This is a genomic window from Pseudomonas sp. MS646 (genome assembly GCF_036693845.1).
GTDB classification, from domain to species: domain Bacteria; phylum Pseudomonadota; class Gammaproteobacteria; order Pseudomonadales; family Pseudomonadaceae; genus Aquipseudomonas; species Aquipseudomonas chlororaphis_E.
Genome location: NZ_CP144763.1, coordinates 5,869,795 through 5,891,277, shown reverse-complemented (window position 1 = coordinate 5,891,277; position 21,483 = coordinate 5,869,795). Strand labels below are relative to the sequence as shown.

22 protein-coding genes are annotated in these 21,483 nt (G+C 60.9%); 17 read left to right on the top strand and 5 right to left on the bottom strand.

Going from position 1 to position 21,483, the window contains the following annotated elements:
* Positions 1 to 97 precede the first annotated feature (97 nt).
* Both V3H56_RS26150 and V3H56_RS26145 read right to left on the bottom strand, forming a co-directional pair.
* On the bottom strand, positions 98 to 526 hold the full coding sequence (locus V3H56_RS26150) for a DUF86 domain-containing protein (protein ID WP_042730188.1): 429 nt from the start codon (positions 524 to 526) through the stop codon (positions 98 to 100).
* Entirely contained in the window at positions 516 to 911 is a 396-nt protein-coding gene (locus tag V3H56_RS26145; protein ID WP_042730187.1) for a nucleotidyltransferase domain-containing protein, read from the bottom strand. The genes V3H56_RS26150 and V3H56_RS26145 overlap by 11 nt, the downstream gene beginning before the upstream one ends.
* A gap of 343 nt (positions 912 to 1,254) precedes the next feature.
* On the opposite strand from V3H56_RS26145, the gene V3H56_RS26140 reads away from it, so the two are divergent.
* The 9 genes from V3H56_RS26140 (at position 1,255) to V3H56_RS26100 (ending at position 8,667) form a co-directional block, all read left to right on the top strand.
* Positions 1,255 to 1,893, top strand: a complete 639-nt coding sequence (locus tag V3H56_RS26140; protein ID WP_047735814.1) for a peroxiredoxin — start codon at positions 1,255 to 1,257, stop codon at positions 1,891 to 1,893.
* A 316-nt stretch (positions 1,894 to 2,209) separates the two neighbouring features.
* Positions 2,210 to 2,803 carry an NADPH-dependent FMN reductase gene (gene ssuE / locus V3H56_RS26135; protein WP_042730186.1) on the top strand — a complete coding sequence of 198 codons (594 nt, stop codon included), beginning with the start codon at positions 2,210 to 2,212 and terminating at the stop codon, positions 2,801 to 2,803.
* 91 nt (positions 2,804 to 2,894) lie between these two features.
* A complete protein-coding gene (locus V3H56_RS26130; RefSeq protein ID WP_042730185.1) occupies positions 2,895 to 3,860 on the top strand; it encodes a sulfonate ABC transporter substrate-binding protein in 966 nt (321 codons plus the stop codon).
* Between the two features lie 25 nt (positions 3,861 to 3,885).
* The gene (gene ssuD / locus V3H56_RS26125; protein WP_042730184.1) at positions 3,886 to 5,034 is read left to right on the top strand and encodes an FMNH2-dependent alkanesulfonate monooxygenase; all 1,149 of its coding nucleotides are present in this window, start codon (positions 3,886 to 3,888) and stop codon (positions 5,032 to 5,034) included.
* Between the two features lie 7 nt (positions 5,035 to 5,041).
* Positions 5,042 to 5,824, top strand: coding sequence for an aliphatic sulfonate ABC transporter permease SsuC (ssuC, locus tag V3H56_RS26120; RefSeq protein WP_047735815.1), 783 nt, complete (start codon positions 5,042 to 5,044; stop codon positions 5,822 to 5,824).
* On the top strand, positions 5,821 to 6,627 hold the full coding sequence (ssuB, locus tag V3H56_RS26115) for an aliphatic sulfonates ABC transporter ATP-binding protein (protein ID WP_042729324.1): 807 nt from the start codon (positions 5,821 to 5,823) through the stop codon (positions 6,625 to 6,627). Before ssuC ends, ssuB begins: the two co-directional genes overlap by 4 nt.
* A 105-nt stretch (positions 6,628 to 6,732) precedes the next feature.
* Entirely contained in the window at positions 6,733 to 6,948 is a 216-nt protein-coding gene (locus tag V3H56_RS26110; RefSeq protein WP_003177394.1) for a TOBE domain-containing protein, read from the top strand.
* Between the two features lie 187 nt (positions 6,949 to 7,135).
* A complete protein-coding gene (locus V3H56_RS26105; protein ID WP_042729323.1) occupies positions 7,136 to 7,453 on the top strand; it encodes a hypothetical protein in 318 nt (105 codons plus the stop codon).
* Complete coding sequence (locus tag V3H56_RS26100) at positions 7,453 to 8,667, top strand: type II toxin-antitoxin system HipA family toxin (protein ID WP_042729322.1); 1,215 nt, start codon at positions 7,453 to 7,455, stop codon at positions 8,665 to 8,667. The genes V3H56_RS26105 and V3H56_RS26100 overlap by 1 nt, the downstream gene beginning before the upstream one ends.
* A gap of 12 nt (positions 8,668 to 8,679) precedes the next feature.
* Here V3H56_RS26100 and V3H56_RS26095 read toward each other — a convergent pair whose 3' ends face one another.
* Positions 8,680 to 9,315 (bottom strand): TetR/AcrR family transcriptional regulator, encoded by a 636-nt coding sequence (locus V3H56_RS26095; protein WP_042729321.1) that lies wholly within the window; start codon positions 9,313 to 9,315, stop codon positions 8,680 to 8,682.
* A 327-nt stretch (positions 9,316 to 9,642) separates the two neighbouring features.
* Complete coding sequence (locus V3H56_RS26090; RefSeq protein ID WP_042729320.1) at positions 9,643 to 11,019, bottom strand: glutamine synthetase family protein; 1,377 nt, start codon at positions 11,017 to 11,019, stop codon at positions 9,643 to 9,645.
* A 278-nt stretch (positions 11,020 to 11,297) separates the two neighbouring features.
* Here V3H56_RS26090 and V3H56_RS26085 point away from each other — a divergent pair, with 278 nt between their 5' ends.
* The 8 genes from V3H56_RS26085 (at position 11,298) to V3H56_RS26050 (ending at position 20,612) form a co-directional block, all read left to right on the top strand.
* Complete coding sequence (locus tag V3H56_RS26085) at positions 11,298 to 12,074, top strand: gamma-glutamyl-gamma-aminobutyrate hydrolase family protein (RefSeq protein WP_042729319.1); 777 nt, start codon at positions 11,298 to 11,300, stop codon at positions 12,072 to 12,074.
* Positions 12,075 to 12,114: 40 nt separating this feature from the next.
* Entirely contained in the window at positions 12,115 to 13,473 is a 1,359-nt protein-coding gene (locus V3H56_RS26080) for a glutamine synthetase family protein (protein ID WP_042729318.1), read from the top strand.
* Positions 13,474 to 13,532: 59 nt separating this feature from the next.
* Complete coding sequence (locus V3H56_RS26075; protein WP_042729317.1) at positions 13,533 to 14,897, top strand: aspartate aminotransferase family protein; 1,365 nt, start codon at positions 13,533 to 13,535, stop codon at positions 14,895 to 14,897.
* A gap of 308 nt (positions 14,898 to 15,205) precedes the next feature.
* Entirely contained in the window at positions 15,206 to 16,318 is a 1,113-nt protein-coding gene (locus V3H56_RS26070; protein WP_042729316.1) for a polyamine ABC transporter substrate-binding protein, read from the top strand.
* Between the two features lie 185 nt (positions 16,319 to 16,503).
* On the top strand, positions 16,504 to 17,601 hold the full coding sequence (locus V3H56_RS26065; protein ID WP_042729315.1) for a polyamine ABC transporter substrate-binding protein: 1,098 nt from the start codon (positions 16,504 to 16,506) through the stop codon (positions 17,599 to 17,601).
* 67 nt (positions 17,602 to 17,668) lie between these two features.
* A complete protein-coding gene (potA, locus tag V3H56_RS26060; protein ID WP_042729314.1) occupies positions 17,669 to 18,811 on the top strand; it encodes a polyamine ABC transporter ATP-binding protein in 1,143 nt (380 codons plus the stop codon).
* A complete protein-coding gene (locus V3H56_RS26055) occupies positions 18,808 to 19,728 on the top strand; it encodes an ABC transporter permease subunit (protein ID WP_042729313.1) in 921 nt (306 codons plus the stop codon). The genes potA and V3H56_RS26055 overlap by 4 nt, the downstream gene beginning before the upstream one ends.
* Positions 19,725 to 20,612, top strand: coding sequence for an ABC transporter permease subunit (locus V3H56_RS26050; protein WP_042729312.1), 888 nt, complete (start codon positions 19,725 to 19,727; stop codon positions 20,610 to 20,612). The genes V3H56_RS26055 and V3H56_RS26050 overlap by 4 nt, the downstream gene beginning before the upstream one ends.
* Before the next feature lie 469 nt (positions 20,613 to 21,081).
* On the opposite strand, the gene V3H56_RS26045 is transcribed toward V3H56_RS26050, so the two are convergent.
* Positions 21,082 to 21,423, bottom strand: coding sequence for a carboxymuconolactone decarboxylase family protein (locus V3H56_RS26045; RefSeq protein ID WP_024780471.1), 342 nt, complete (start codon positions 21,421 to 21,423; stop codon positions 21,082 to 21,084).
* Between the last annotated feature and the right edge of the window lie 60 nt (positions 21,424 to 21,483).

Below are 21,483 nucleotides of genomic sequence, written 5' to 3'. Positions count from 1 at the left end.
GTGACGAAAAAAAGCCCCGTTCGGCCTGCGCCGGACGGGGCTTTTGCGTTTCGGGTCATCGTGACGGGAGACTTTCTGTCCTGATGCGTCGAGTTGCTTATGGTGCGGGCCGGGTTGCATCTTTGCGCAGAATGAACGCACTGAATGCCAGAAAGTCGTCCAGGTGCCGGGTGATGATCGCGATCATGATCGGCAGTTGCAGGGCCTGGTAATCATGTACGGCGATGTTCCTGAAACCCACCATGTTCTTCATGCTTTTCACCAGGCCTTCCGCCACCCAGCCACCTTGAAAAAGCAACTCGAACACGTCCCGGGCACTTTGCGGGACACCCAGTCGCTCACGGCGAATCAAATGCTGCCCCATGTCCAGCGCCGCTTCACAGGCACGCTGGATATTCAGGATGGCTGAGTCCTGGCGAGTGAAATCCGTGGCGAAGGTGGCAGGGTCCTTGTCATATTCCTCCCGCACTCTGGCCACACAGCGTTCGATACTCGCCGCTTTATTGATCAGGACGTCATCGACCATACACGGTGCCTTCCTTGTGAATATCCTCGAGCAGGCCTGCGCGAGCCGCGTCGAAGGCCGTTTTCTCGCTGAGAATAAAACTCTCGAACAAGCCCGCCTGTACGTCTTTGGCCCACAATCGGCGACCTCGGGTCACGATCTGGTACTGCATCACCGTTGTGGCCCCACGTAGATCAATCAGATCCACCGGACTTCCAGCGATATCGGCCAGGTCTCCCGAAAGCTGCCATAGCAGTACCGGGTCGGCCTGGCCGGCCAGGAGCACCGCCATGTCGACGTCGCTGTCAGGCCCGGCGGTCCCCTGCGCGTGGCTGCCGAACAGGTACACCGCCAGTAAGTCCGGCAGATGATGTTGCAGGTGAGTCAGCAAGGCTTGAGTGTTCATGCCGCCTATCCTAGCCGCTCATCCTGGCATGGGGACAGTGTTTACTCGCCCGGATGGCAAACAGGGCCGACAAAAAAAGCCCCGTTCGGCCTGCGCCGGACGGGGCTTTTGCGTTTCGGGTCAGGCCCACCCCTGTAGCCTTTCCCGAAACTTCTCCTCTTTACAGCAACTCGAGGCCTTCTCGAAACCTCGTCGAGGATGGTGGACCCATAGGTGGGTGGGTGCCAGTGAACAGTTTTTTATATTCTTAAAAAGTCTAGCCAAAGCAATATTCATTCTTTTTAAAACGGTCCAAACCGAGGCACAGTCAGGCTCCACAAGAATCTCATCCAGGAGCTTTACCATGAGCCTCAGACTGGGCGACATTGCCCCCGATTTCGAACAGGACTCCAGCGCCGGCAAGATCCGCTTCCACGAGTGGCTCGGTGACAGCTGGGGCGTGCTGTTTTCTCATCCGGCGGACTTCACGCCGGTGTGCACCACCGAGCTGGGCCTGACCGCCAAGCTCAAGGATGAGTTTGCCCAGCGGGGCGTCAAGGCCATTGCCCTGTCGGTGGACCCGGTGGATTCGCATCACAAGTGGATCGAAGACATCAACGAAACCCAGAATACCGTGGTCAACTTCCCGATCCTGGCCGACGCCGATCGCAAGGTCTCCGACCTGTACGACCTGATCCACCCCAACGCCAGCGACACCTTGACCGTGCGCTCACTGTTCGTGATTGACCCGAACAAGAAGATTCGCCTGACCATCACCTACCCGGCCAGCACCGGGCGCAATTTCAACGAGATCCTGCGGGTGATCGATTCCCTGCAACTGACCGACAACTACAAGGTCGCCACGCCGGCCAACTGGCAGGATGGCGATGAAGTGGTGATCGTCCCGTCGCTCAAGGACGAAGAAGAACTCAAGCAGCGTTTCCCCAAGGGCTACCGCGCGGTGAAGCCGTACCTGCGCCTTACCCCGCAGCCCAATCGTTAAATAAGCAGGCAGGCGCCAATGTCTCTTTGTGGGAGCGGGCTTGCTCGCGAAGGCGGTGTATCAGGCGACATTTCTTAACCTGACCTATGGCCTTCGCGAGCAAGCCCGCTCCCACAGTGAAACGCCGTGCACCAAAGGGTTTTGGCCGTTTCGACGGCCTTTTTTATGCCTGGAGGAGCGTCGCTTTCATATTCATATAAAGAATAACCAAATGAATAAATATGATTTAAAGATATATGAATCCCCTGTTATGGTTTGCCTCATGCAGCGAGATCGCCCACCGCGAATCGCACGTGACAGTTAAGGAATGGCAGGCATGTTGGTCGTCTCACTCGGTGGCAGCCCCAGCCAGCGCTCACGCTCCGGGGTGTTGCTGGAACGCTCGCAACGTTGGTTGCAGCAGCAAGGTGTGGAAGTGGTCAGTTATCAGGTGCGTGATTTTCCGGCTGAAGACTTGCTCCATGCCCGTTTCGACAGCCCCAAGGTGGTCGACCTGCTCCAGCAGATCGACAACGCCGACGGCCTGTTGATCGCGACGCCCGTGTACAAGGCGTCTTTTTCCGGCGCGCTGAAGACGCTGCTGGACTTACTGCCGGAGCGAGCGCTGAGCCACAAGGTCGTGCTGCCCATGGCCACCGGAGGCAGCATCGCCCACATGCTGGCGGTGGACTACGCCCTCAAGCCGGTGTTGTCGGCCCTCAAGGCCCAGGAAATGCTCCAGGGGATCTTTGCCGAAGACAGCCAGATCGCCTATGGCGAAGGCACTGCCCAGGCGCAATTGGCACCGGCCCTGCAACAACGCTTGAACGAAGCCCTGGAGCAGTTTTTCAGTGCCATGGCGCGGCGGCCCAGGCCGCTGGACCCACACGTCTTGAATGAACGCCTGTTGAGTGCTCGCTGGAGCATTTGACCCCGTGTAAACCCAGTTTCAACTCACCTTACTCAGCCGCCAACGGCCAAGCAGGTGCAGCCACACCCCCACAGCAAAAAGGAGAGGCGCCATGCGCACTGTCATTTTGCGTCGCGGGCTGGTCGCTCTGTTTGCTGCGGCTGTGTCCTTCGGCGCTATTACCCAGGCTCAAGCCGAGACCTTGCGGATCGGTTATCAGAAGTACGGCACCCTGGTGCTGCTCAAGGCCAAGGGCACCTTGGAAAAACGCCTGGCCGCCCAAGGCGTGGATGTGCAATGGACCGAGTTTCCCGGCGGCCCGCAACTGCTTGAAGGCCTGAACGTCGGCTCCATCGATTTCGGCGTGACCGGCGAAACCCCGCCGGTGTTCGCCCAGGCCGCTGGCGCCGACTTGCTCTACGTGGCGTATGAACCGCCTGCGCCCACCAGCGAAGCGATCCTGGTGCCCAAGGGGTCGCCCATCCAGTCGGTGCAAGACCTCAAGGGCAAGAAAGTCGCGCTGAACAAAGGTTCCAATGTCCACTACCTGCTGGTGCGGGCGTTGGAAGATGCAGGTCTGAAATACACCGACATCCAGACCGTTTTCCTGCCACCGGCCGACGCCCGTGCCGCATTCGAACGCGGCAGTGTCGACGCCTGGGTGATCTGGGATCCGTACCAGGCCGCCGCCGAGCAACAGTTGCAGGCACGGACCCTGCGCGACGGCCAGGGCATCGTCGACAACCATCAGTTCTACCTCGCCACCAAGCCCTATGCGCAGCAGCATCCCCAGGTCATCACCGCCCTGGTGGACGAAGTGCGTGCCGTGGGGGAGTGGTCCAAGGCCAATCCCGAAGACGTGACCAAACAGGTGTCGCCACTGCTCGGCCTGCCTGAGCCGATCACCCTGACCTCGATGAAACGCCAGGGGTTCGGTGCCTCGTTCCTCACACCCGACGTGGTGGCAGCCCAGCAGAAAATCGCCGACAGCTTCTACCAACTCAAGCTGATACCCAAGCCCTTGAGCATCAAGGACGTGATCTGGACGCCACCGGCGGCCGTCGCGAACGCGCAGTAATCCGACCCCCTTAGGAGACCACTCCATGAGCCTCAATATTTTCTGGTTCCTGCCCACCCACGGCGATGGCCATTACCTTGGCACCGCCGAAGGCGCCCGCGCCGTCGATCACGGCTACCTGCAACAGATCGCCCAGGCTGCGGACCGGCTGGGTTTCGGTGGCGTGCTGATTCCCACCGGACGCTCCTGCGAAGACTCCTGGCTGGTGGCGGCCTCGTTGATTCCCGTGACTCAGCGCCTGAAGTTCCTCGTTGCCCTGCGCCCCGGGATCATTTCCCCGACGGTGGCGGCGCGGCAGGCCGCAACCCTGGACCGGTTGTCCGGCGGGCGCGCGTTGTTCAACCTGGTGACGGGTGGCGACCCGGACGAACTGGCCGGCGACGGCCTGTTCCTCGACCACGAGGCGCGCTACCAGGCGTCGGTGGAGTTCACTCGCATCTGGCGTCGGGTCCTGGAAGGCGAGACCGTGGATTACGACGGCGAGCACATCAGCGTCAAGGGCGCCAAGTTGCTCTACCCGCCGATCCAGCAACCGCGTCCGCCTTTGTATTTCGGCGGCTCTTCCGAAGCGGCCCAGGACCTCGCCGCCGAACAGGTGGAAATGGTGCTGACCTGGGGCGAACCACCGGAGGCCGTTGCCCAGAAAATCGAACAGGTCCGGGCCAAGGCTGCCAAGCTGGGCCGCACCGTGCGCTTCGGCATCCGCTTGCACGTGATCGTGCGCGAAACCAATGCCGAGGCCTGGCAGGCCGCCAACCGGTTGATCTCCCACCTGGACGACGACACCATCGCCCGCGCCCAGGCCTCCCTGGCGCGCTTCGACTCGGTGGGCCAGCAACGCATGGCCGCCCTGCACGGTGGTCGGCGCGACAAACTGGAAGTGAGCCCCAACCTCTGGGCCGGTGTCGGCCTGGTTCGCGGTGGTGCCGGCACGGCACTGGTGGGCGATGGCCCGACTGTCGCCGCGCGGGTCAAGGAATACGCCGACCTGGGGATCGATACGTTCATCTTCTCGGGTTATCCACACCTGGAAGAGTCCTATCGCGTGGCGGAACTGTTGTTCCCGCATCTGGACGTGGAGCGCCCGGAACTGCCCAAGAGCCAGGGCTACGTGAGCCCGTTCGGGGAAATGGTCGCCAATGACATTCTCCCCAAAGCCGCCGCACAGAGCTGAGGCGGCCATGAAAAAACTTATCCACAACCTGGCGCCCTGGGCGGTGCCGCTGCTGTTGCTGGCGGTGTGGCAACTGGCAGTGTCGGCGGGCTGGCTGTCCACGCGGATCCTGCCGGCCCCGGTGGCGGTCATCGAGGCCGGGGTAAACCTGGTGCGCAGCGGCGAGATCTGGACGCACCTGGCCATCAGCGGCTGGCGGGCGGCGGTCGGCTTCGCCATCGGCGGCGGTATCGGCCTGATCCTGGGCTTTATCACTGGCCTGTCGAAATGGGGCGAGCGCCTGTTGGACAGCTCGGTGCAGATGGTCCGCAACGTCCCGCACCTGGCGTTGATTCCCCTGGTGATCCTGTGGTTCGGCATCGACGAGTCGGCGAAGATTTTCCTGGTGGCGCTGGGCACGCTGTTTCCCATCTACCTCAACACCTATCACGGCATCCGTAATGTCGATCCGGCCCTGGTGGAGATGTCCCGCAGCTATGGCTTGTCCGGCTTCAGCCTGTTTCGCCAGGTGATCCTGCCAGGTGCCTTGCCGTCGATCCTGGTGGGGGTGCGGTTTGCACTCGGTTTCATGTGGTTGACGCTGATCGTGGCGGAAACCATCTCGGCCAGTTCCGGCATCGGCTATCTGGCGATGAATGCCCGGGAGTTCCTGCAGACCGACGTTGTGGTGCTGGCGATTCTTCTGTACGCCGTGCTGGGCAAGCTGGCCGACCTTGCCGCCCGCGGGCTGGAACGGGTCTGGTTGCGTTGGCACCCGGCCTACCAAGTGAGCAAGGGAGGTGTCGCATGACGGCCCAACAACCTCCGCGCCTGCTGCGAGGCATCCCGCTGGCGGTGCGCAAGTTGCAGAAAACCTTCGGCACCCGTGCGGTGCTGCGTGATATCGACTTGCATATCCCGGCCGGGCAGTTCGTGGCGGTGGTCGGTCGCAGCGGCTGTGGCAAAAGTACTTTGCTGCGCTTGCTGGCCGGCCTCGACCAACCCAGCGCGGGTCAATTGCTGGCCGGCTCGGCGCCGTTGAGTGCCGTGCAACAGGACACGCGGCTGATGTTCCAGGAGGCGCGCTTGTTGCCCTGGAAAAAAATCATCGACAACGTCGGTCTTGGGCTCAAGGGCAACTGGCGGCCGCAAGCCTTGCAGGCGTTGGAAGCCGTCGGCCTGGCCGACCGTGCCAATGAATGGCCGGCCGCGTTGTCCGGTGGCCAGAAGCAACGCGTGGCCCTGGCCCGGGCGCTGATCCACCAACCGCGCTTGCTGTTGCTCGACGAACCCTTGGGGGCGCTGGACGCCCTGACCCGTATCGAGATGCAGCAGTTGATCGAAAACCTGTGGCAGGCACACGGCTTCACCGTGTTGCTGGTGACTCACGACGTCAGCGAAGCGGTGGCCATCGCCGACCGGGTCATCCTGATCGAAGACGGCCAGATCGGCCTCGACCTGCTCATCGACCTGCCACGTCCACGGGTTCGCGGCTCTCATCGCCTGGCGAGCCTGGAAACCGAAGTGCTCAACCGTGTGCTGTCCTTGCCCGGCCAACCGCCGGAACCCGAACCCGTTTCACCCTTGCCCACGCAGTTGCGTTGGGCGCAATGAAGCCGCTTCAAGCGGCCAGCGACACGCTGCAAGAAGAGGCGCGTGCTTTTCCTTGCAGCTTGTAGCTCGAAGCTTGCAGCTCATTTCGACCCCAGGAGAAATAACATGACTATCAAAGCCATCAACGTGCGCAACCAGTTCAAAGGCACCATCAAGGAAATCGTCGAAGGCGACGTGCTCTCGGAAATCGACGTGCAAACGGCCTCCGGCATCGTCACCTCGGTCATCACCACCCGTTCGGTGAAAGAGCTGGAGCTGGCAATCGGCAGCGAAGTGATCGCCTTCGTCAAATCCACCGAGGTGTCCATCGCCAAGTTGTGAGCGGTGCGTGACCCACGGCCCCGAACGGCGCGAGCCCTTCGGGGCTTTTTTAGCGTCACTAAAAGGCGTTTTATCTAATTTAAAGGGATTTATAAGATCTTTAAGAGTGGACTGTTTTTAACATTTATTCTGTTTAAGCGGTGCTATAGTCCGTTTTATCAAGCATAGCAGCTTCAGAGCACCGTTTATGTCTGGATTTTTTCCTATTGATTGTGCCGACACGCTCCACGCCATTGGCCTGCTGGTGAAAAGTCGGCGGCTTCAACACCGGCAGCGGCAGAAAGATCTTGCCGCTTCTCTTAAGCTGTCGGAGCGAACAGTGCGCAAAATCGAGGCGGGCGACCCCACTGTGGAGTTGCGCTCATTCATGTTGGTGCTGTGGCAATTGGGGCTGATCCAGGAAGTGTTCCAAAGCCGTCAACAGCTCGAAGCTTCATCCCTTGTATCCACTCAAGCGCCTCGCAACGCTCGTGTACGCCTGGCCAGTGTAAAGGGAGAATTCTGATGGCCAGGGCCTACATTTATGTTGAAGACCCTCAGACTGGAGAGATCCGCACGCTGGGGCGATTGAGCATCGATAATGGTCGGGGCGAGTTCAGCTACGACCCGGAGTATGTTGCCCAGCATCGTTGGGTGCCAGATCCCATCCGTTATCCGTTGCGCATCCAGCCTTTTACCGGCATTGCCACCAACCGCGGTGTGCCCGGTTTCATCAATGATTCAATGCCCGACGGCTGGGGCGAGCGTGTCTTGAGAGACCTTCATCGAGCGGATCTGGAGGCTGTCGATTACCTGCTCAAGTCCCCCAACAACGATCGCGCCGGCAACCTCATGGCCGGGATAAGCCGGCATCCACCCGTTGGCATCGGCCAGGAAGCGCTGCCCTCCCTTAAGGGGTTGTCTGCATTCATCGAGGCCACCGAAGCGATCTTCGATAACCAACTGGATGATGAGGCGATCAAAACCCTCCAGTTGCGCAAACAACGTTCATCGCTGGGGGGCGCAAGGCCCAAGCGTACATTACACGATGAGGGCGTCTTCATTCTTGCCAAGCCCCGTGATCGCTATGACACCTGTGATGTCCCGGCCATGGAACATGCCTGCATGACATTCGCTTCGCTCAAGGGACTGAATGTCGCGAAAACTGCGCTGTACCTCGGTGCGCCCTCGACGTTGCTGGTCAAACGATTCGACCGATTTCCGATTGCCGAGTCCGGCCGTCGGATACCGATGCTGAGCGGGCTGACGCTCCTGGATGCCGATTGGCGATCCAATGATCGCAGCGCCTGGGTGTATGCCGGGCTTGCCAACGAGATGCAGCGTCGCGGGGTGCCGGATGATGACTTGCGTGAACTGTTCAAGCGCATGTGTTTCAACGCCCTGGTGGGCAATGACGATGATCACCCGAAGAATCACGCCATTCTCTGGCTCGAGGGACGCTGGCGGTTGGCTCCGATGTATGACGTAGTCCCGGGACTGGAGGGTTCGTCACCACCCTACCTTTCGATGGCGGTTGGTCGCAGTGGGCGAGTGATCAGTCGAGAGAACCTGCTCAGCCATTGCCTGCACTTTGCCTTGACGCCAGAGCAGGCCACCGATGTCCTGGATGAAGTGATCAGTTGGGAGGCAGAGCTTGGCGCGCATTACGCCAGCCATTTGACGGGTGCTGAGTTGGAACTCGGTGTGAGCGCGATAGGCGCTAAACGTATGAAAAGCTGATGACTGAGGGGATCAGGCTGTTTCTCGCTTGGGCAGATACGGCGGCAGGTACAGGCCCAGGTACGCGTCGAACACTCGCATGCCTTCTTCGGCCATGCGTGGGGTGATCTGCCCGTGTTGCTGCACCGAGCGGGCGTAGACGCGGTCGCCCAGTTCCATGGCCAGGGCGAACACGTCGACGTCGGTGGGCAGGGCCGGCAGGGCGAAATGGCGGTCGAAGAGCTTGTGCATCAGGTCGCCGAGTTCGAGGTCGTGCTGGCGGTCGGCCTGGGTGACCTCGGTCAGGCCATGCTGGGCCAGGATCAATTGGCGGGCGGCGGCGTCCTGGCCATAGATGGTGAGCATGCGCTGTTCCACCAGCCGTGACAGGTCGTGCCAGTGGTTCAGGGCGTCATGGTCGATGGGGGCTTGCAGGCAGGCGCGGAACGCGGCGTGGACATCGGCGGTCAGGGCTTCGAGCAGGGCAGGGACGCTGGCGAAGAAGTGATACACGGAGGACGGGGGAATCCCGGCGCGTTCAGCGACGCTGTAGATCGACAGGCTGGCCACGCCTTCGGCGGCAAGCAGCGTGCGGGCGGCGTCGAGAATCGAGTCGATCCGGGCCTGGCTGCGTGCGCGGGGTTTGCGAGGGGTGGCGGTGCGCGTCATGGGTGGCTCCTGCGGGACTGCGGGCATTGTACGCAGAGCGAGCGGAGGGTCCATAGCGGCGCTTGTGAGGAAAAGAAACCTGTGGCGAGGGAGTTTGCTCCCGCTGGGCTGCGCAGCAGCCCCGACGTCAGTCACTGCGGTGCTTCAAGTTGATCGCTCAAGCCTTTTTTGGGGCTGCTGCGCAGCCCAGCGGGAGCAAGCTCCCTCGCCACGGTCTTGCGTCTAGCCGGACCATTGTGGAGGCAGCCAATTCATCATCTGGGCTGAACAGCCATAAAAAACGCCGCAGCCCGTGAAGGCCTGCGGCGTTTTCTCTACCGCAACCGCTTACACGGTATGCAGGTACCAGTTGTATTCAAGGTCGGAGATGGAGTGTTCGAACTCCTCCAGCTCGCTTTCCTTGCAGGCCACGAAGATATCGATGTATTTCGGGTCGATGTACTTGGCCATGACTTCGCTGTCGTCCAGCTCGCGCAGGGCATCGCGCAGGTTGTTCGGCAGGCTTTGCTCGTTCTGCTCGTAGCTGTTGCCTTCGACCGGAGCACCCGGCTCGATCTTGTTGACCAGGCCATGGTGCACGCCAGCCAGCACGGAGGCCATCAGCAGGTATGGGTTGGCGTCGGCGCCGGCCACACGGTGTTCCAGGCGCACGGCATCGGCAGCGCCGGTCGGTACGCGCAAGGCCACGGTGCGGTTGTCCAGGCCCCAGGTCGGCGAGTTCGGCACGTAGAACTGGGCGCCGAAACGGCGGTAGGAGTTGACGTTCGGGCAGAGGAAGGCCATCTGCGCGGGCAGGGTCTCGAGCACACCGCCGATCGCGTGACGCAGCGCGGCGTTCTGCTCGGGATCCTCGCTGGCAAAGATGTTCTTGCCGTCTTTGTCCAGGACCGAAATGTGAACGTGCAGACCATTGCCCGCCTGGCCTGGGTACGGCTTGGCCATGAAGGTGGTGTCCATTTCATGGTCGTAGGCGATGTTCTTGATCAGGCGCTTGAGCAGGACCGCATAGTCGCAGGCCTTGATCGGGTCGGCGACGTGGTGCAGGTTCACTTCGAACTGCGCCGGGGCACTTTCCTTGACGATGGCGTCGGCGGGAATGCCTTGTTCCTTGGCGCCTTCGAGGATGTCCTGGAGGCAATCGACATATTCGTCGAGGTCGTCAATCAGGTAGACCTGGGTCGAATGCGGACGCTTGCCGGAGATGGGGGAGCGGGGCGGTTGTGGGCGTCCATTCACGTTCTCCTGGTCGATCAGGTAGAACTCCAACTCGAACGCGGCGCAGATGGTCAGGCCCAGCTCATCGAACTTGGTCACGACCTGGCGCAGGACCTCGCGGGGGTCGGCGAAGAACGGCTCGCCTTCGAGCTCGTGCATGGTCATCAGCAGTTGCGCGGTGGGGCGCTTTTGCCAGGGCTCATTGCTCAGGGTGCCGGGGATGGGGTAGCAGATCCGGTCGGCATCGCCGATGTCCAGGCCCAGGCCGGTGCTTTCCACCGTCGAGCCATTGATGTCCAGGGCAAACAGGGAGGCCGGCAGGTTGATGCCTTTCTCGTAAACCTTGTGGAGGCTGGTGCGTTCGATGCGCTTGCCGCGCACCACACCATTCATATCCGCAATCAGAAGGTCAACGTACAGAACCTCAGGATGTTCCTTAAGGAACGCGTTCGCTTCGTTAAGCTGAACGGCACGCGGGGGTACCGACATGATGCAACACCTTTGTTGTTAAAAATATCAATCATTGATCTCTTCGAAAGCCAGTCAACCCGAACGGCATGCCGAAGTCAAGCAGGGCCTTTTTTGCCCTAAAAAAGCACTCGTGGGGCTTTTTTGAGGCAATTTAGGGCGTTTTTTTCCCTTTGAAGGTCGTGTCGACCGCGGGCTTGAGCGGGCCGTGTTGTATTTTTTACGGGGGTGTTGTGTAAAAAAATGAACAAGGCTAAGCTCGATTCAAACCCATAACAGCAATAATACCGGGGTGCTTCATGTCTCGCCTGCCGTTAATCGGCGTCACCACCTGCTCCAGGCAGTTGGGCCTGCATGCGTATCACATCAGCGGCGATAAATATTCCCGGGCTGTCGCGACAGCCGCCAAGGGCTTGCCCATGCTGATTGCGTCCCTGGCGGATCTGTTCTCCCCGTCCGTTATTCTGGACGCCCTGGACGGTATTCTCTTTACCGGCTCTCCTTCCAATGTAGAACCTTTTCACTACCATGGCCCTGCCAGTGCGCCGGGCACTGCTCATGATCCTGCACGCGATGCCACCACCCTGCCGCTGATCCGCGCCGCCGTCGAGGCAGGCGTCCCGGTGCTGGGGATCTGCCGCGGTTTCCAGGAAATGAACGTAGCCTTTGGCGGTAGCCTGCATCAGAAAGTTCATGAAGTCGGAACCTTTATCGATCATCGTGAAGACGACACCCAGCCGGTGGCGATCCAGTACGGCCCGGCCCATGCCGTGCATATCCAGCCCGGCGGCGTGCTGGCGGGCCTGGGCCTGCCGCCGGTGATCGACGTCAACTCCATCCACAGCCAGGGCATCGAGCGACTGGCGCCGGGATTGCGGGTTGAAGCGAGGGCGCCGGATGGCCTGATCGAAGCCGTTTCGGTTATACAAGGCAAGGCTTTTGCTTTAGGAGTGCAGTGGCACCCCGAATGGGCGGTAAGCTCTAACCCGCACTACCTTGCGATTTTCCAGGCATTTGGCGATGCCTGCCGAGCAAGGGCAATACAACGCGACGCCGATGCGTCAAACAACGCCTGACGACTAATAGCAGTCAGGAAACTCACGCCTAGAGGCATTTATGAGTAACAACCTCGACCAGCTCACCGATTGGTTGAAAGACCACAAGATCACAGAAGTCGAATGCATGATTGGCGACCTGACCGGTATCACCCGGGGCAAGATCTCGCCGACCAACAAGTTCATTGCCGAAAAAGGCATGCGCCTGCCCGAGAGCGTCCTGCTCCAGACCGTGACAGGCGACTATGTCGAAGACGACATCTATTACGAACTGCTCGATCCTGCCGACATCGACATGATATGCCGCCCGGACGAGAACGCCGTCTTCCTTGTGCCCTGGGCCATCGAGCCCACTGCCCAGGTCATCCACGATTCCTACGACAAGCAGGGCAACCCGATCGAGCTGTCGCCGCGCAACGTGCTCAAGAAGGTGCTCAAGCTGTACGCCGACAAAGGCTGGCAGCCGATCGTCGCGCCGGAGATGGAGTTCTACCTGACCAAGCGCAGCGACGACCCGGACTTCCCGCTGCAACCGCCTGTTGGCCGCTCCGGCCGCCCGGAAACCGGGCGCCAGTCGTTCTCGATCGAGGCCGCCAACGAATTCGACCCGCTGTTCGAGGACGTCTACGACTGGTGCGAGTTGCAGGAGCTGGACCTCGACACCCTGATCCACGAGGACGGCACGGCGCAGATGGAAATCAACTTCCGTCATGGCGACGCCCTGTCCCTGGCCGACCAGATCCTGGTGTTCAAGCGCACCATGCGCGAGGCGGCACTCAAGCACAACGTGGCCGCGACCTTCATGGCCAAACCCATGACCGGCGAGCCGGGCAGTGCAATGCACCTGCACCAGAGCATCATCGACAAGGACACCGGCAAGAACGTCTTCTCCAATGAAGACGGGACCATGAGCGAGCTGTTCCTGCACCACATCGGCGGCTTGCAGAAGCTCATCCCCGAGCTGCTGCCGCTGTTCGCCCCCAACGTCAACTCGTTCCGCCGCTTCCTGCCGGATACCTCGGCGCCCGTGAACGTGGAGTGGGGCGAAGAAAACCGCACCGTCGGCCTGCGCGTGCCGGATGCCGGGCCACAGAACCGTCGGGTGGAAAACCGCCTGCCGGGCGCCGACGCCAACCCGTACCTGGCCATTGCCGCGAGCCTGCTGTGCGGTTTCATCGGCATGGTCGAAGGCATCAACCCGAGTGCGCCGGTGGTGGGACGGGGTTACGAACGCCGGAACCTGCGCCTGCCGCTGACCATCGAAGATGCGTTGGAGCGCATGGAAAACAGCGCCACCATCGAGAAATACCTGGGCAAGAAATTCATCACGGGCTACGTCGCGGTCAAGCGGGCCGAGCATGAAAACTTCAAGCGCGTCATCAGTTCGTGGGAGCGGGAATTCCTGCTCTTTGCCGTCTGAAGCGCCGGGCGGGGCTGCCGCGCCAGCCTCGCCCCCACCGATACGAAAGGAGAATCCGCATGACCGGCAACAACCCGCAAACCCGCGAATGGCAGGCCCTGAGCAACGATCATCACCTGGCGCCGTTCAGCGACTTCAAGCAACTCAAGGAGAAAGGCCCGCGCATCATCACCCGCGCCAAGGGCGTCTACCTCTGGGACAGCGAAGGCAACCAGATCCTCGATGGCATGGCCGGCCTCTGGTGCGTGGCCGTCGGTTACGGCCGTGATGAACTGGCCGACGCCGCCAGCCGGCAGATGCGCGAACTGCCGTACTACAACCTGTTCTTCCAGACCGCTCACCCGCCGGTGCTGGAGCTGTCCAAGGCCATCGCCGATATCGCCCCTGAAGGCATGAACCATGTGTTCTTCACCGGCTCCGGCTCCGAAGGCAACGACACCATGCTGCGCATGGTTCGCCATTACTGGGCGATCAAGGGCCAGCCGAACAAGAAAGTCATCATCAGCCGCAAGAACGGCTATCACGGTTCGACCGTGGCCGGCGCGAGCCTGGGCGGCATGACCTACATGCACGAGCAGGGCGACCTGCCGATCCCGGGCATCGTCCACATCGCCCAGCCCTATTGGTTCGGCGAAGGCGGCGACATGAGCCCGGAGGCCTTCGGCGTGTGGGCGGCCGACCAACTGGAAGCCAAGATCCTGGAGGTCGGCGTGGACAACGTCGGTGCGTTCATCGCCGAGCCGATCCAAGGCGCGGGCGGCGTGATCGTTCCGCCGGACAGCTACTGGCCGCGGGTGAAGGAAATCCTCGCCAAGTACGACATCCTGTTCGTGGCCGACGAAGTGATCTGCGGTTTTGGCCGCACCGGGGAATGGTTCGGCACCGATCATTTCGGCTTGAAGCCGCACATGATGACCATCGCCAAGGGCCTGACCTCCGGCTACATCCCCATGGGCGGGCTGATCGTGCGTGACGATGTGGTCGACGTGCTCAATGAAGGGGGCGACTTCAACCACGGCTTCACCTACTCCGGTCACCCGGTGGCCGCCGCGGTGGCCCTGGAGAACATTCGCATCCTGCGCGAAGAAAAGATCATCGAGCGCGTCCACAACGAAACGGCACCCTATTTGCAGAAGCGTTTGCGGGAACTGAACGATCATCCGCTGGTGGGTGAGGTCCGGGGTGTCGGCCTGCTGGGGGCAATCGAACTGGTTCAGGACAAGGCCACGCGCAAGCGCTATGAAGGTCGGGGCGTGGGCATGATCTGCCGGCAGTTCTGCTTCGACAACGGGCTGATCATGCGTGCGGTGGGCGACACCATGATCATTGCGCCGCCACTGGTGATCAGCAAGGCCGAGATCGACGAACTGGTGACCAAGGCGCGGCAGTGCCTGGACCTGACCCTCAGTGCGTTGCAAGGCTAAGTGCTAGGCTCTGTTTGAAAAGTCTTGAGACGAAGGTCAGGCAAGGCGAAAACCGGCGAGGAAGCGGAGTTTACTGGAGTAAATGAGCATTCCGAGCCGTTTTTCAACGCAGCATGAACGAGTATCAAGGCTTTTCAGACGGAGCCTAGGCTCTGAGCGAGGCGCTTACAAGGGCCTCGCCCAGTGCGAACAAAAGGCCGGGCTTGTGTTGAAAGCCTGCCCTGTAACTTGCCAGACTACCGACTGTTCAAGTTGCCCGCGAGCCGGCTACTGAACGTGGCTAAAAAGAATAACTGGAGCATCAATCCATGAAGGCATTAGGTATGAAGATAGCTGGCAAGACCCTCCTCGCCATGTCCCTGGTGGGCGCGATGGCGGGTGCCGTCCAGGCGGACGACAAAGTGCTGCACGTCTATAACTGGTCCGACTATATTGCGCCGGACACCGTCGCCAAGTTCGAGAAGGAAACGGGGATCAAGGTCGTCTACGACGTGTTCGACAGCAACGAAACCCTCGAAGCCAAGTTGCTGGCCGGCAAATCCGGTTATGACATCGTGGTGCCGTCGAACAACTTCCTGGCCAAGCAGATCAAGGCCGGCGTCTACCAGCCACTGGACAAGTCCAAGCTGACCAACTGGAAGAATCTCGACACCGACCTGCTCAAGGCCGTTGGCGATGCCAGCGACAAGGGCAACCAGCATGCCTTCCCTTACATGTGGGGCACCATCGGTATCGGCTACAACCCGGAGAAGGTCAAGGCCGCGCTGGGCGTCGACAAGATCGACTCGTGGGACACCCTGCTCAAGCCGGAGAACATCGCCAAGCTCAAGGGCTGCGGCGTGAGTTTCCTCGACTCACCGACCGAAATGATCCCGGTGGCGTTGCACTACCTGGGCTACCCGACCGACAGCCAGGACAAGAAGCAACTGGCCGACGCCGAGGCACTGTTCCTCAAGATCCGTCCTTCGATCAGCTATTTCCATTCGTCCAAGTACATCTCTGACCTGGCCAACGGCAACATCTGCGTCGCCGTGGGTTACTCGGGCGATATCGAACAGTCCAAGTCCCGCGCTGCCGAAGCGGGTGGCAAGGTCAAGGTGGCCTACGCCATTCCAAAAGAGGGCGCCGGTTCCTTCTATGACATGGTCGCCATTCCCAAGGACGCCGAAAACGTCGACGCGGCCTACCAGTACATGAACTTCCTGCTGAAGCCGGAAATCATGGCCGAGATCACCAACAACGTACGCTTCCCGAACGGCAACAAGGCGGCGACGGCACTGGTGGAAAAAGATATCTCCGGCGACCCGAACATCTACCCGTCGGATGAAGTGAAGGCCAAGCTCTACGCGATCAGTGACTTGCCGCCGGCCACCCAGCGGATCCTGACCCGCAGCTGGACCAAGATCAAATCCGGCAAGTAAGCCGGCCTGAAGTACTTTCCTGTCGCCGTCACCCTCCAGGGCGGCGGCAACAGGAAGCCAAGAATAATTAAAAGTTTTGCTGGATCGGTTTATCGAGGGTAAGTTGCGCGCCGGTTTTGTTGCAGGGCCTGTCGTGGCCAGGTAACGGGGGCAACTTGGGCCCAACTATTTAAGAGGACCTCCACGTGCCAGTCTTTTCTTTGTTACGCAACGCCTTGCTGGTCGGCGCCGGCCTGACGCTCGCCGTCAGCGTCCAGGCTGCTTCCACCGTGCATATTTATAACTGGTCGGACTACATCGGCGAGACCACCCTGGCGGACTTCGAAAAAGCCACTGGCATCAAGCCGGTGTATGACGTGTTCGATTCCAACGAAACCCTGGAAGGCAAGTTGCTGGCCGGTCGTACCGGCTACGACGTGGTCGTGCCGTCCAACCACTTCCTGGGCAAGCAGATCAAGGCCGGGGCGTTCCAGAAACTCGACAAGGCCCAGTTGCCCAACTACGCCAACCTGGACCCCGCGCTGCTCAAGCGCCTGGAGCGTAACGACCCAGGCAACCAGTACGCCGTGCCGTACCTGTGGGGCACCAACGGCATCGGCTACAACGTCGAGAAGGTCAAGGCGGTGCTGGGCGTCGACAAGATCGACTCGTGGGCCATGCTGTTCGAGCCGGAAAACATCAAGAAACTCTCCAGCTGCGGCGTGTCGTTCCTCGACTCGGGCGACGAAATGATCCCGGCGATGCTCAACTACCTGGGCCTGAGCCCCAACAGCGAAAACCCTGAAGACTACAAGAAGGCCGAGGCCCAGCTCCTCAAGATCCGGCCGTACGTGACCTACTTCAATTCCTCCAAGTACATCTCTGATCTGGCCAATGGCGAGATCTGCGTGGCCGCCGGTTTCTCCGGCGACATCTTCCAGGCCCGCTCGCGTGCCAGCGAAGCCGGCAAAGGCGTCGAGATCGCCTACGTGATCCCCAAGGAAGGCGGCAACCTCTGGTTCGACATGCTGGCGATCCCGCGCGACGCCACCAACGTCAAGGAGGCCCACGCCTTCATCAACTACCTGCTCAAGCCTGAGGTGATCGCCCAGGTGAGCGACACCGTCGGCTACGCCAACCCGAACCCGAAGGCGGGCGAACTGATGGATCAGAAAGTGCGCACCGATGAAGCGGTGTACCCACCGCAGGCGGTCGTCGACAAGCTGTACGTCAACTCCGAGTTGCCGCCCAAGATCCAACGACTCATGACCCGCAGCTGGACCAAGGTCAAGTCGGGTAAATAGCGTTAAGCGCTCTAACTAAACGCTCGCCCGCATGGGGCGAACAGTAAATTCTGTGGGAGTTTCGCAAATGGCAGTTGCCTCCGGCGCCTATAAGAAAGCCCTCGAGGGCGACCAGACACCCAAGCAGGTGCTGGTCAAAATCGACCGGGTCACGAAGAAGTTCGACGAGACGATTGCCGTGGACGATGTGTCCCTGGAGATCAAGAAAGGCGAGATCTTCGCCTTGCTCGGCGGTTCGGGTTCGGGCAAATCCACCTTGCTGCGCATGCTCGCCGGCTTCGAGCGGCCCACGGAGGGGCGCATTTTCCTCGACGGTGTGGACATTACCGACATGCCGCCGTACGAGCGGCCGATCAACATGATGTTCCAGTCCTACGCCCTGTTCCCGCACATGACCGTGGCGCAGAACATCGCCTTCGGCCTGCAACAGGACAGGATCCCCAAGCCTGAGATCGAGGCCCGCGTGGCGGAAATGCTCAAGCTGGTGCAGATGAGCCAGTACGCCAAGCGCAAGCCGCACCAGCTCTCCGGCGGCCAGCGCCAGCGCGTGGCCCTGGCCCGTTCCCTGGCCAAGCGTCCAAAGCTGTTGCTGCTCGACGAACCCATGGGCGCCCTGGACAAGAAGCTGCGCTCGCAGATGCAGCTCGAGCTGGTCGAGATCATCGAGCGGGTCGGTGTGACCTGCGTGATGGTGACCCACGACCAGGAAGAGGCCATGACCATGGCCGAGCGCATCGCGATCATGCACCTGGGCTGGATCGCCCAGATCGGCAGCCCGATCGACATCTACGAGACCCCGACCAGCCGGCTGGTCTGCGAGTTCATCGGCAACGTCAACATCTTCGAGACCGAAGTGGTGGACGACGCCGAGGGTCACGCGGTGCTGACCTGCAAGGACCTGGACCGCAACATCTACGTCGGCCACGGGATCAGCACCTCGGTGCAGGACAAGTCGGTGACCTACGCCATTCGCCCGGAAAAACTGCTGGTGACCGTCGAACAGCCGACCTGCGAGCACAACTGGTCCAGCGGCAAGGTCCACGACATCGCCTACCTGGGTGGGCACTCGGTGTTCTACGTCGAACTGCCGAGCGGCAAGCTGGTGCAGTCCTTCGTCGCCAACGCCGAACGCCGTGGCCAGCGCCCGACCTGGGGCGACCAGGTGTTCGTCTGGTGGGAAGATGACAGCGGCGTGGTGCTTCGCTCATGAACATGCGCAAATTCAAACGCCGACTCGATCGAATAACGCCCGGTGGCCGTCAACTGGTCATCGGGGTGCCTTTCATCTGGCTGTTCCTGTTCTTCATGCTGCCGTTCTTCATTGTCCTGAAGATCAGCTTCGCCGAAGCCGACGTGGCCATTCCGCCATACACCGAGATCTACAGCTACGTCGACCAGAAGCTGCAGGTGCTGCTCAACTTCGCCAACTACGCGATGTTGAGCGATGACGAGTTGTACATCGCCGCCTACCTCGGCTCGCTGAAGATGGCGCTGATCAGCACCGTGTTGTGCCTGTTGATCGGTTATCCGATGGCCTACGGCATCGCCAACGCCCGCAAGGAAATCCAGACGGTGCTGGTGCTGTTGATCATGATGCCGACCTGGACCGCGATCCTGATCCGCGTCTATGCGTGGATGGGCATCCTCAGCAACAACGGCTTGCTCAACGGTTTCCTGCTGAGCATGGGCTGGATCAGCGAACCGTTGCAGATCCTCAACACCAACCTGGCGGTCTACATCGGGGTGGTCTACTCCTACCTGCCGTTCATGATCCTGCCGCTGTACGCCAACCTGGTCAAACACGACCCCAGCCTGCTGGAGGCCGCTTCCGACCTGGGATCGAGCACGTTCAACAGCTTCTGGAAAATCACCGTGCCGCTGTCCAAGAACGGCATCATCGCCGGAGCCATGCTGGTGTTCATCCCCGTGGTGGGCGAGTTCGTGATCCCGGAACTGCTGGGCGGTCCGGAAACCCTGATGATCGGCAAAGTGCTGTGGCAGGAATTCTTCAACAACCGTGACTGGCCGGTGGCATCCGCCCTGGCGGTGGTGATGCTGGCAATCCTGATCGTGCCCATCATCCTGTTCAACCGCAGTCAGGCCAAGGAAATGGAGGGCAAGGAATGAAGCGCTTCAGTTTTTCAAGCCTGATGCTGGTGCTGGGTTTGCTGTTCATCTACGCACCGATGCTGATCCTGGTGATCTACTCGTTCAACGCCTCGAAACTGGTGACAGTGTGGGGCGGCTGGTCGATCAAGTGGTACGTCGGCCTGCTGGACAACACCCAGTTGATGGGGTCGGTGCTGCGCTCGCTGGAAATCGCCTGCTACACGGCGGTGGCCGCCGTGGCGCTGGGTACGCTGGCGGCCTTCGTGCTGACCCGCATCACCCACTTCAAGGGGCGTACGTTGTTTGGTGGGTTGGTCACCGCGCCGCTGGTCATGCCGGAGGTGATCACTGGCCTGTCGCTGTTGCTGCTGTTCGTGGCCATGGCGCAGATCATCGGCTGGCCCCAGGAGCGTGGCATCGTCACGATCTGGATCGCCCACACGACGTTCTGCGCGGCCTACGTGGCGGTGGTGGTTTCGGCCCGCTTGCGTGAACTGGACCTGTCCATCGAAGAGGCGGCCATGGACCTGGGCGCGCGGCCGTGGAAGGTGTTCTTCCTGATCACCATCCCGATGATCGCGCCGTCGCTGGCGGCGGGGGGCATGATGTCGTTCGCGCTGTCCCTGGATGACCTGGTGTTGGCCAGCTTCGTGTCGGGGCCGGGGTCGACGACCTTGCCGATGGAAGTGTTCTCGGCGGTGCGCCTGGGGGTCAAGCCGGAGATCAACGCCGTGGCCAGCCTGATCCTGCTGGCGGTGTCGCTGGTGACGTTCCTGGTCTGGTACTTCAGCCGTCGCGCCGAAGAGAACCGCAAGCGCGCCATCCAGCAAGCCATCGAGGAAAGCGCCGCCGACTCCTGGAAACAACCGGAAGTGCGCCGCGCCGCGACCGCCCAGGTGTGAATGTGGGAGCGAGCTTGCTCGCGAAAGCGGTGGGGCAGTCAATGGCGATGTTGGCTGTGCGGCCGTCTTCGCGGGCAAGCCCGCTCCCACAGGTTTTGCGCTTGCCTTGAGTCTGTGGTCACCACAGAGCAATGGTGGGATTGCCTTGGGTTTGTGGCCACCACAGAACAATGGTGGGATTGCCTTGAGTCTGTGGTCACCACAGAGCAATGGTGGGATTGCCTTGAGTCTGTGGTCACCACAGAACAATGGTGGGATTGCCTTGAGTCTGTGGTCACCACAGAGCAATGGTGGGATTGCCTTGGGTTTGTGGCCACCACAGGGCAGTTGTGGGATTGCCTTGAGTCTGTGGCCACCACAGAGCAGTTGTGGGATTGCCTTGGGTTTGTGGCCACCACAGAACCAATTGTGGGAGCGGGCTTGCCCGCGAAGGCGGTGGGGCGGGCGCCGGCGTTGTCCCGCCACTTGCTCATTTCTTCAGCGTGTCATGGGCCTCCAGTGCCCGCAGGGAGTAGATGTAGGCCGCACCGGCGTTCAGTGACACGGCAGTCGCCAGGGTGGCGGCGATTTCTTCGCGGGTGGCGCCGGCCTTGATGGCGGCATCGGTGTGGACGCCGATGCAGCCGTCGCAGCGGGTGGTGATTGCCACGGCAATGGAGATCAGCTCGCGGGTCTTGGCATCGAGCACGTTGTTCTCGGCGGCGGCCTCATCCAGGGCCATGTAGGCCTTGACCATCTTCGGGTTGCTCTTGCCCAGGGCACCGAAGGCGGACTTGATGGTAGGCAGCAGCTCGGACCAGTTATTGAACATTGCATTGACTCCTCAGGAAGTGGACGGGGTGTTGAGCCTTGTAGTCTTGACCATCCATGA

Coding starts and splice junctions, on each gene's coding strand:
- V3H56_RS26085 (WP_042729319.1), top strand. CDS start 11,298: ATGTCTCGCCTGCCGTTAATCGGCGTCACCACCTGCTCCAGGCAGTTG.
- ssuB (WP_042729324.1), top strand. CDS start 5,821: ATGACGGCCCAACAACCTCCGCGCCTGCTGCGAGGCATCCCGCTGGCG.
- ssuD (WP_042730184.1), top strand. CDS start 3,886: ATGAGCCTCAATATTTTCTGGTTCCTGCCCACCCACGGCGATGGCCAT.
- V3H56_RS26070 (WP_042729316.1), top strand. CDS start 15,206: ATGAAGGCATTAGGTATGAAGATAGCTGGCAAGACCCTCCTCGCCATG.
- V3H56_RS26105 (WP_042729323.1), top strand. CDS start 7,136: ATGTCTGGATTTTTTCCTATTGATTGTGCCGACACGCTCCACGCCATT.
- V3H56_RS26080 (WP_042729318.1), top strand. CDS start 12,115: ATGAGTAACAACCTCGACCAGCTCACCGATTGGTTGAAAGACCACAAG.
- V3H56_RS26110 (WP_003177394.1), top strand. CDS start 6,733: ATGACTATCAAAGCCATCAACGTGCGCAACCAGTTCAAAGGCACCATC.
- V3H56_RS26130 (WP_042730185.1), top strand. CDS start 2,895: ATGCGCACTGTCATTTTGCGTCGCGGGCTGGTCGCTCTGTTTGCTGCG.
- potA (WP_042729314.1), top strand. CDS start 17,669: ATGGCAGTTGCCTCCGGCGCCTATAAGAAAGCCCTCGAGGGCGACCAG.
- V3H56_RS26100 (WP_042729322.1), top strand. CDS start 7,453: ATGGCCAGGGCCTACATTTATGTTGAAGACCCTCAGACTGGAGAGATC.
- ssuE (WP_042730186.1), top strand. CDS start 2,210: ATGTTGGTCGTCTCACTCGGTGGCAGCCCCAGCCAGCGCTCACGCTCC.
- ssuC (WP_047735815.1), top strand. CDS start 5,042: ATGAAAAAACTTATCCACAACCTGGCGCCCTGGGCGGTGCCGCTGCTG.
- V3H56_RS26055 (WP_042729313.1), top strand. CDS start 18,808: ATGAACATGCGCAAATTCAAACGCCGACTCGATCGAATAACGCCCGGT.
- V3H56_RS26075 (WP_042729317.1), top strand. CDS start 13,533: ATGACCGGCAACAACCCGCAAACCCGCGAATGGCAGGCCCTGAGCAAC.
- V3H56_RS26140 (WP_047735814.1), top strand. CDS start 1,255: ATGAGCCTCAGACTGGGCGACATTGCCCCCGATTTCGAACAGGACTCC.
- V3H56_RS26150 (WP_042730188.1), bottom strand. CDS start 526: ATGGTCGATGACGTCCTGATCAATAAAGCGGCGAGTATCGAACGCTGT.
- V3H56_RS26145 (WP_042730187.1), bottom strand. CDS start 911: ATGAACACTCAAGCCTTGCTGACTCACCTGCAACATCATCTGCCGGAC.
- V3H56_RS26095 (WP_042729321.1), bottom strand. CDS start 9,315: ATGACGCGCACCGCCACCCCTCGCAAACCCCGCGCACGCAGCCAGGCC.
- V3H56_RS26050 (WP_042729312.1), top strand. CDS start 19,725: ATGAAGCGCTTCAGTTTTTCAAGCCTGATGCTGGTGCTGGGTTTGCTG.
- V3H56_RS26090 (WP_042729320.1), bottom strand. CDS start 11,019: ATGTCGGTACCCCCGCGTGCCGTTCAGCTTAACGAAGCGAACGCGTTC.
- V3H56_RS26045 (WP_024780471.1), bottom strand. CDS start 21,423: ATGTTCAATAACTGGTCCGAGCTGCTGCCTACCATCAAGTCCGCCTTC.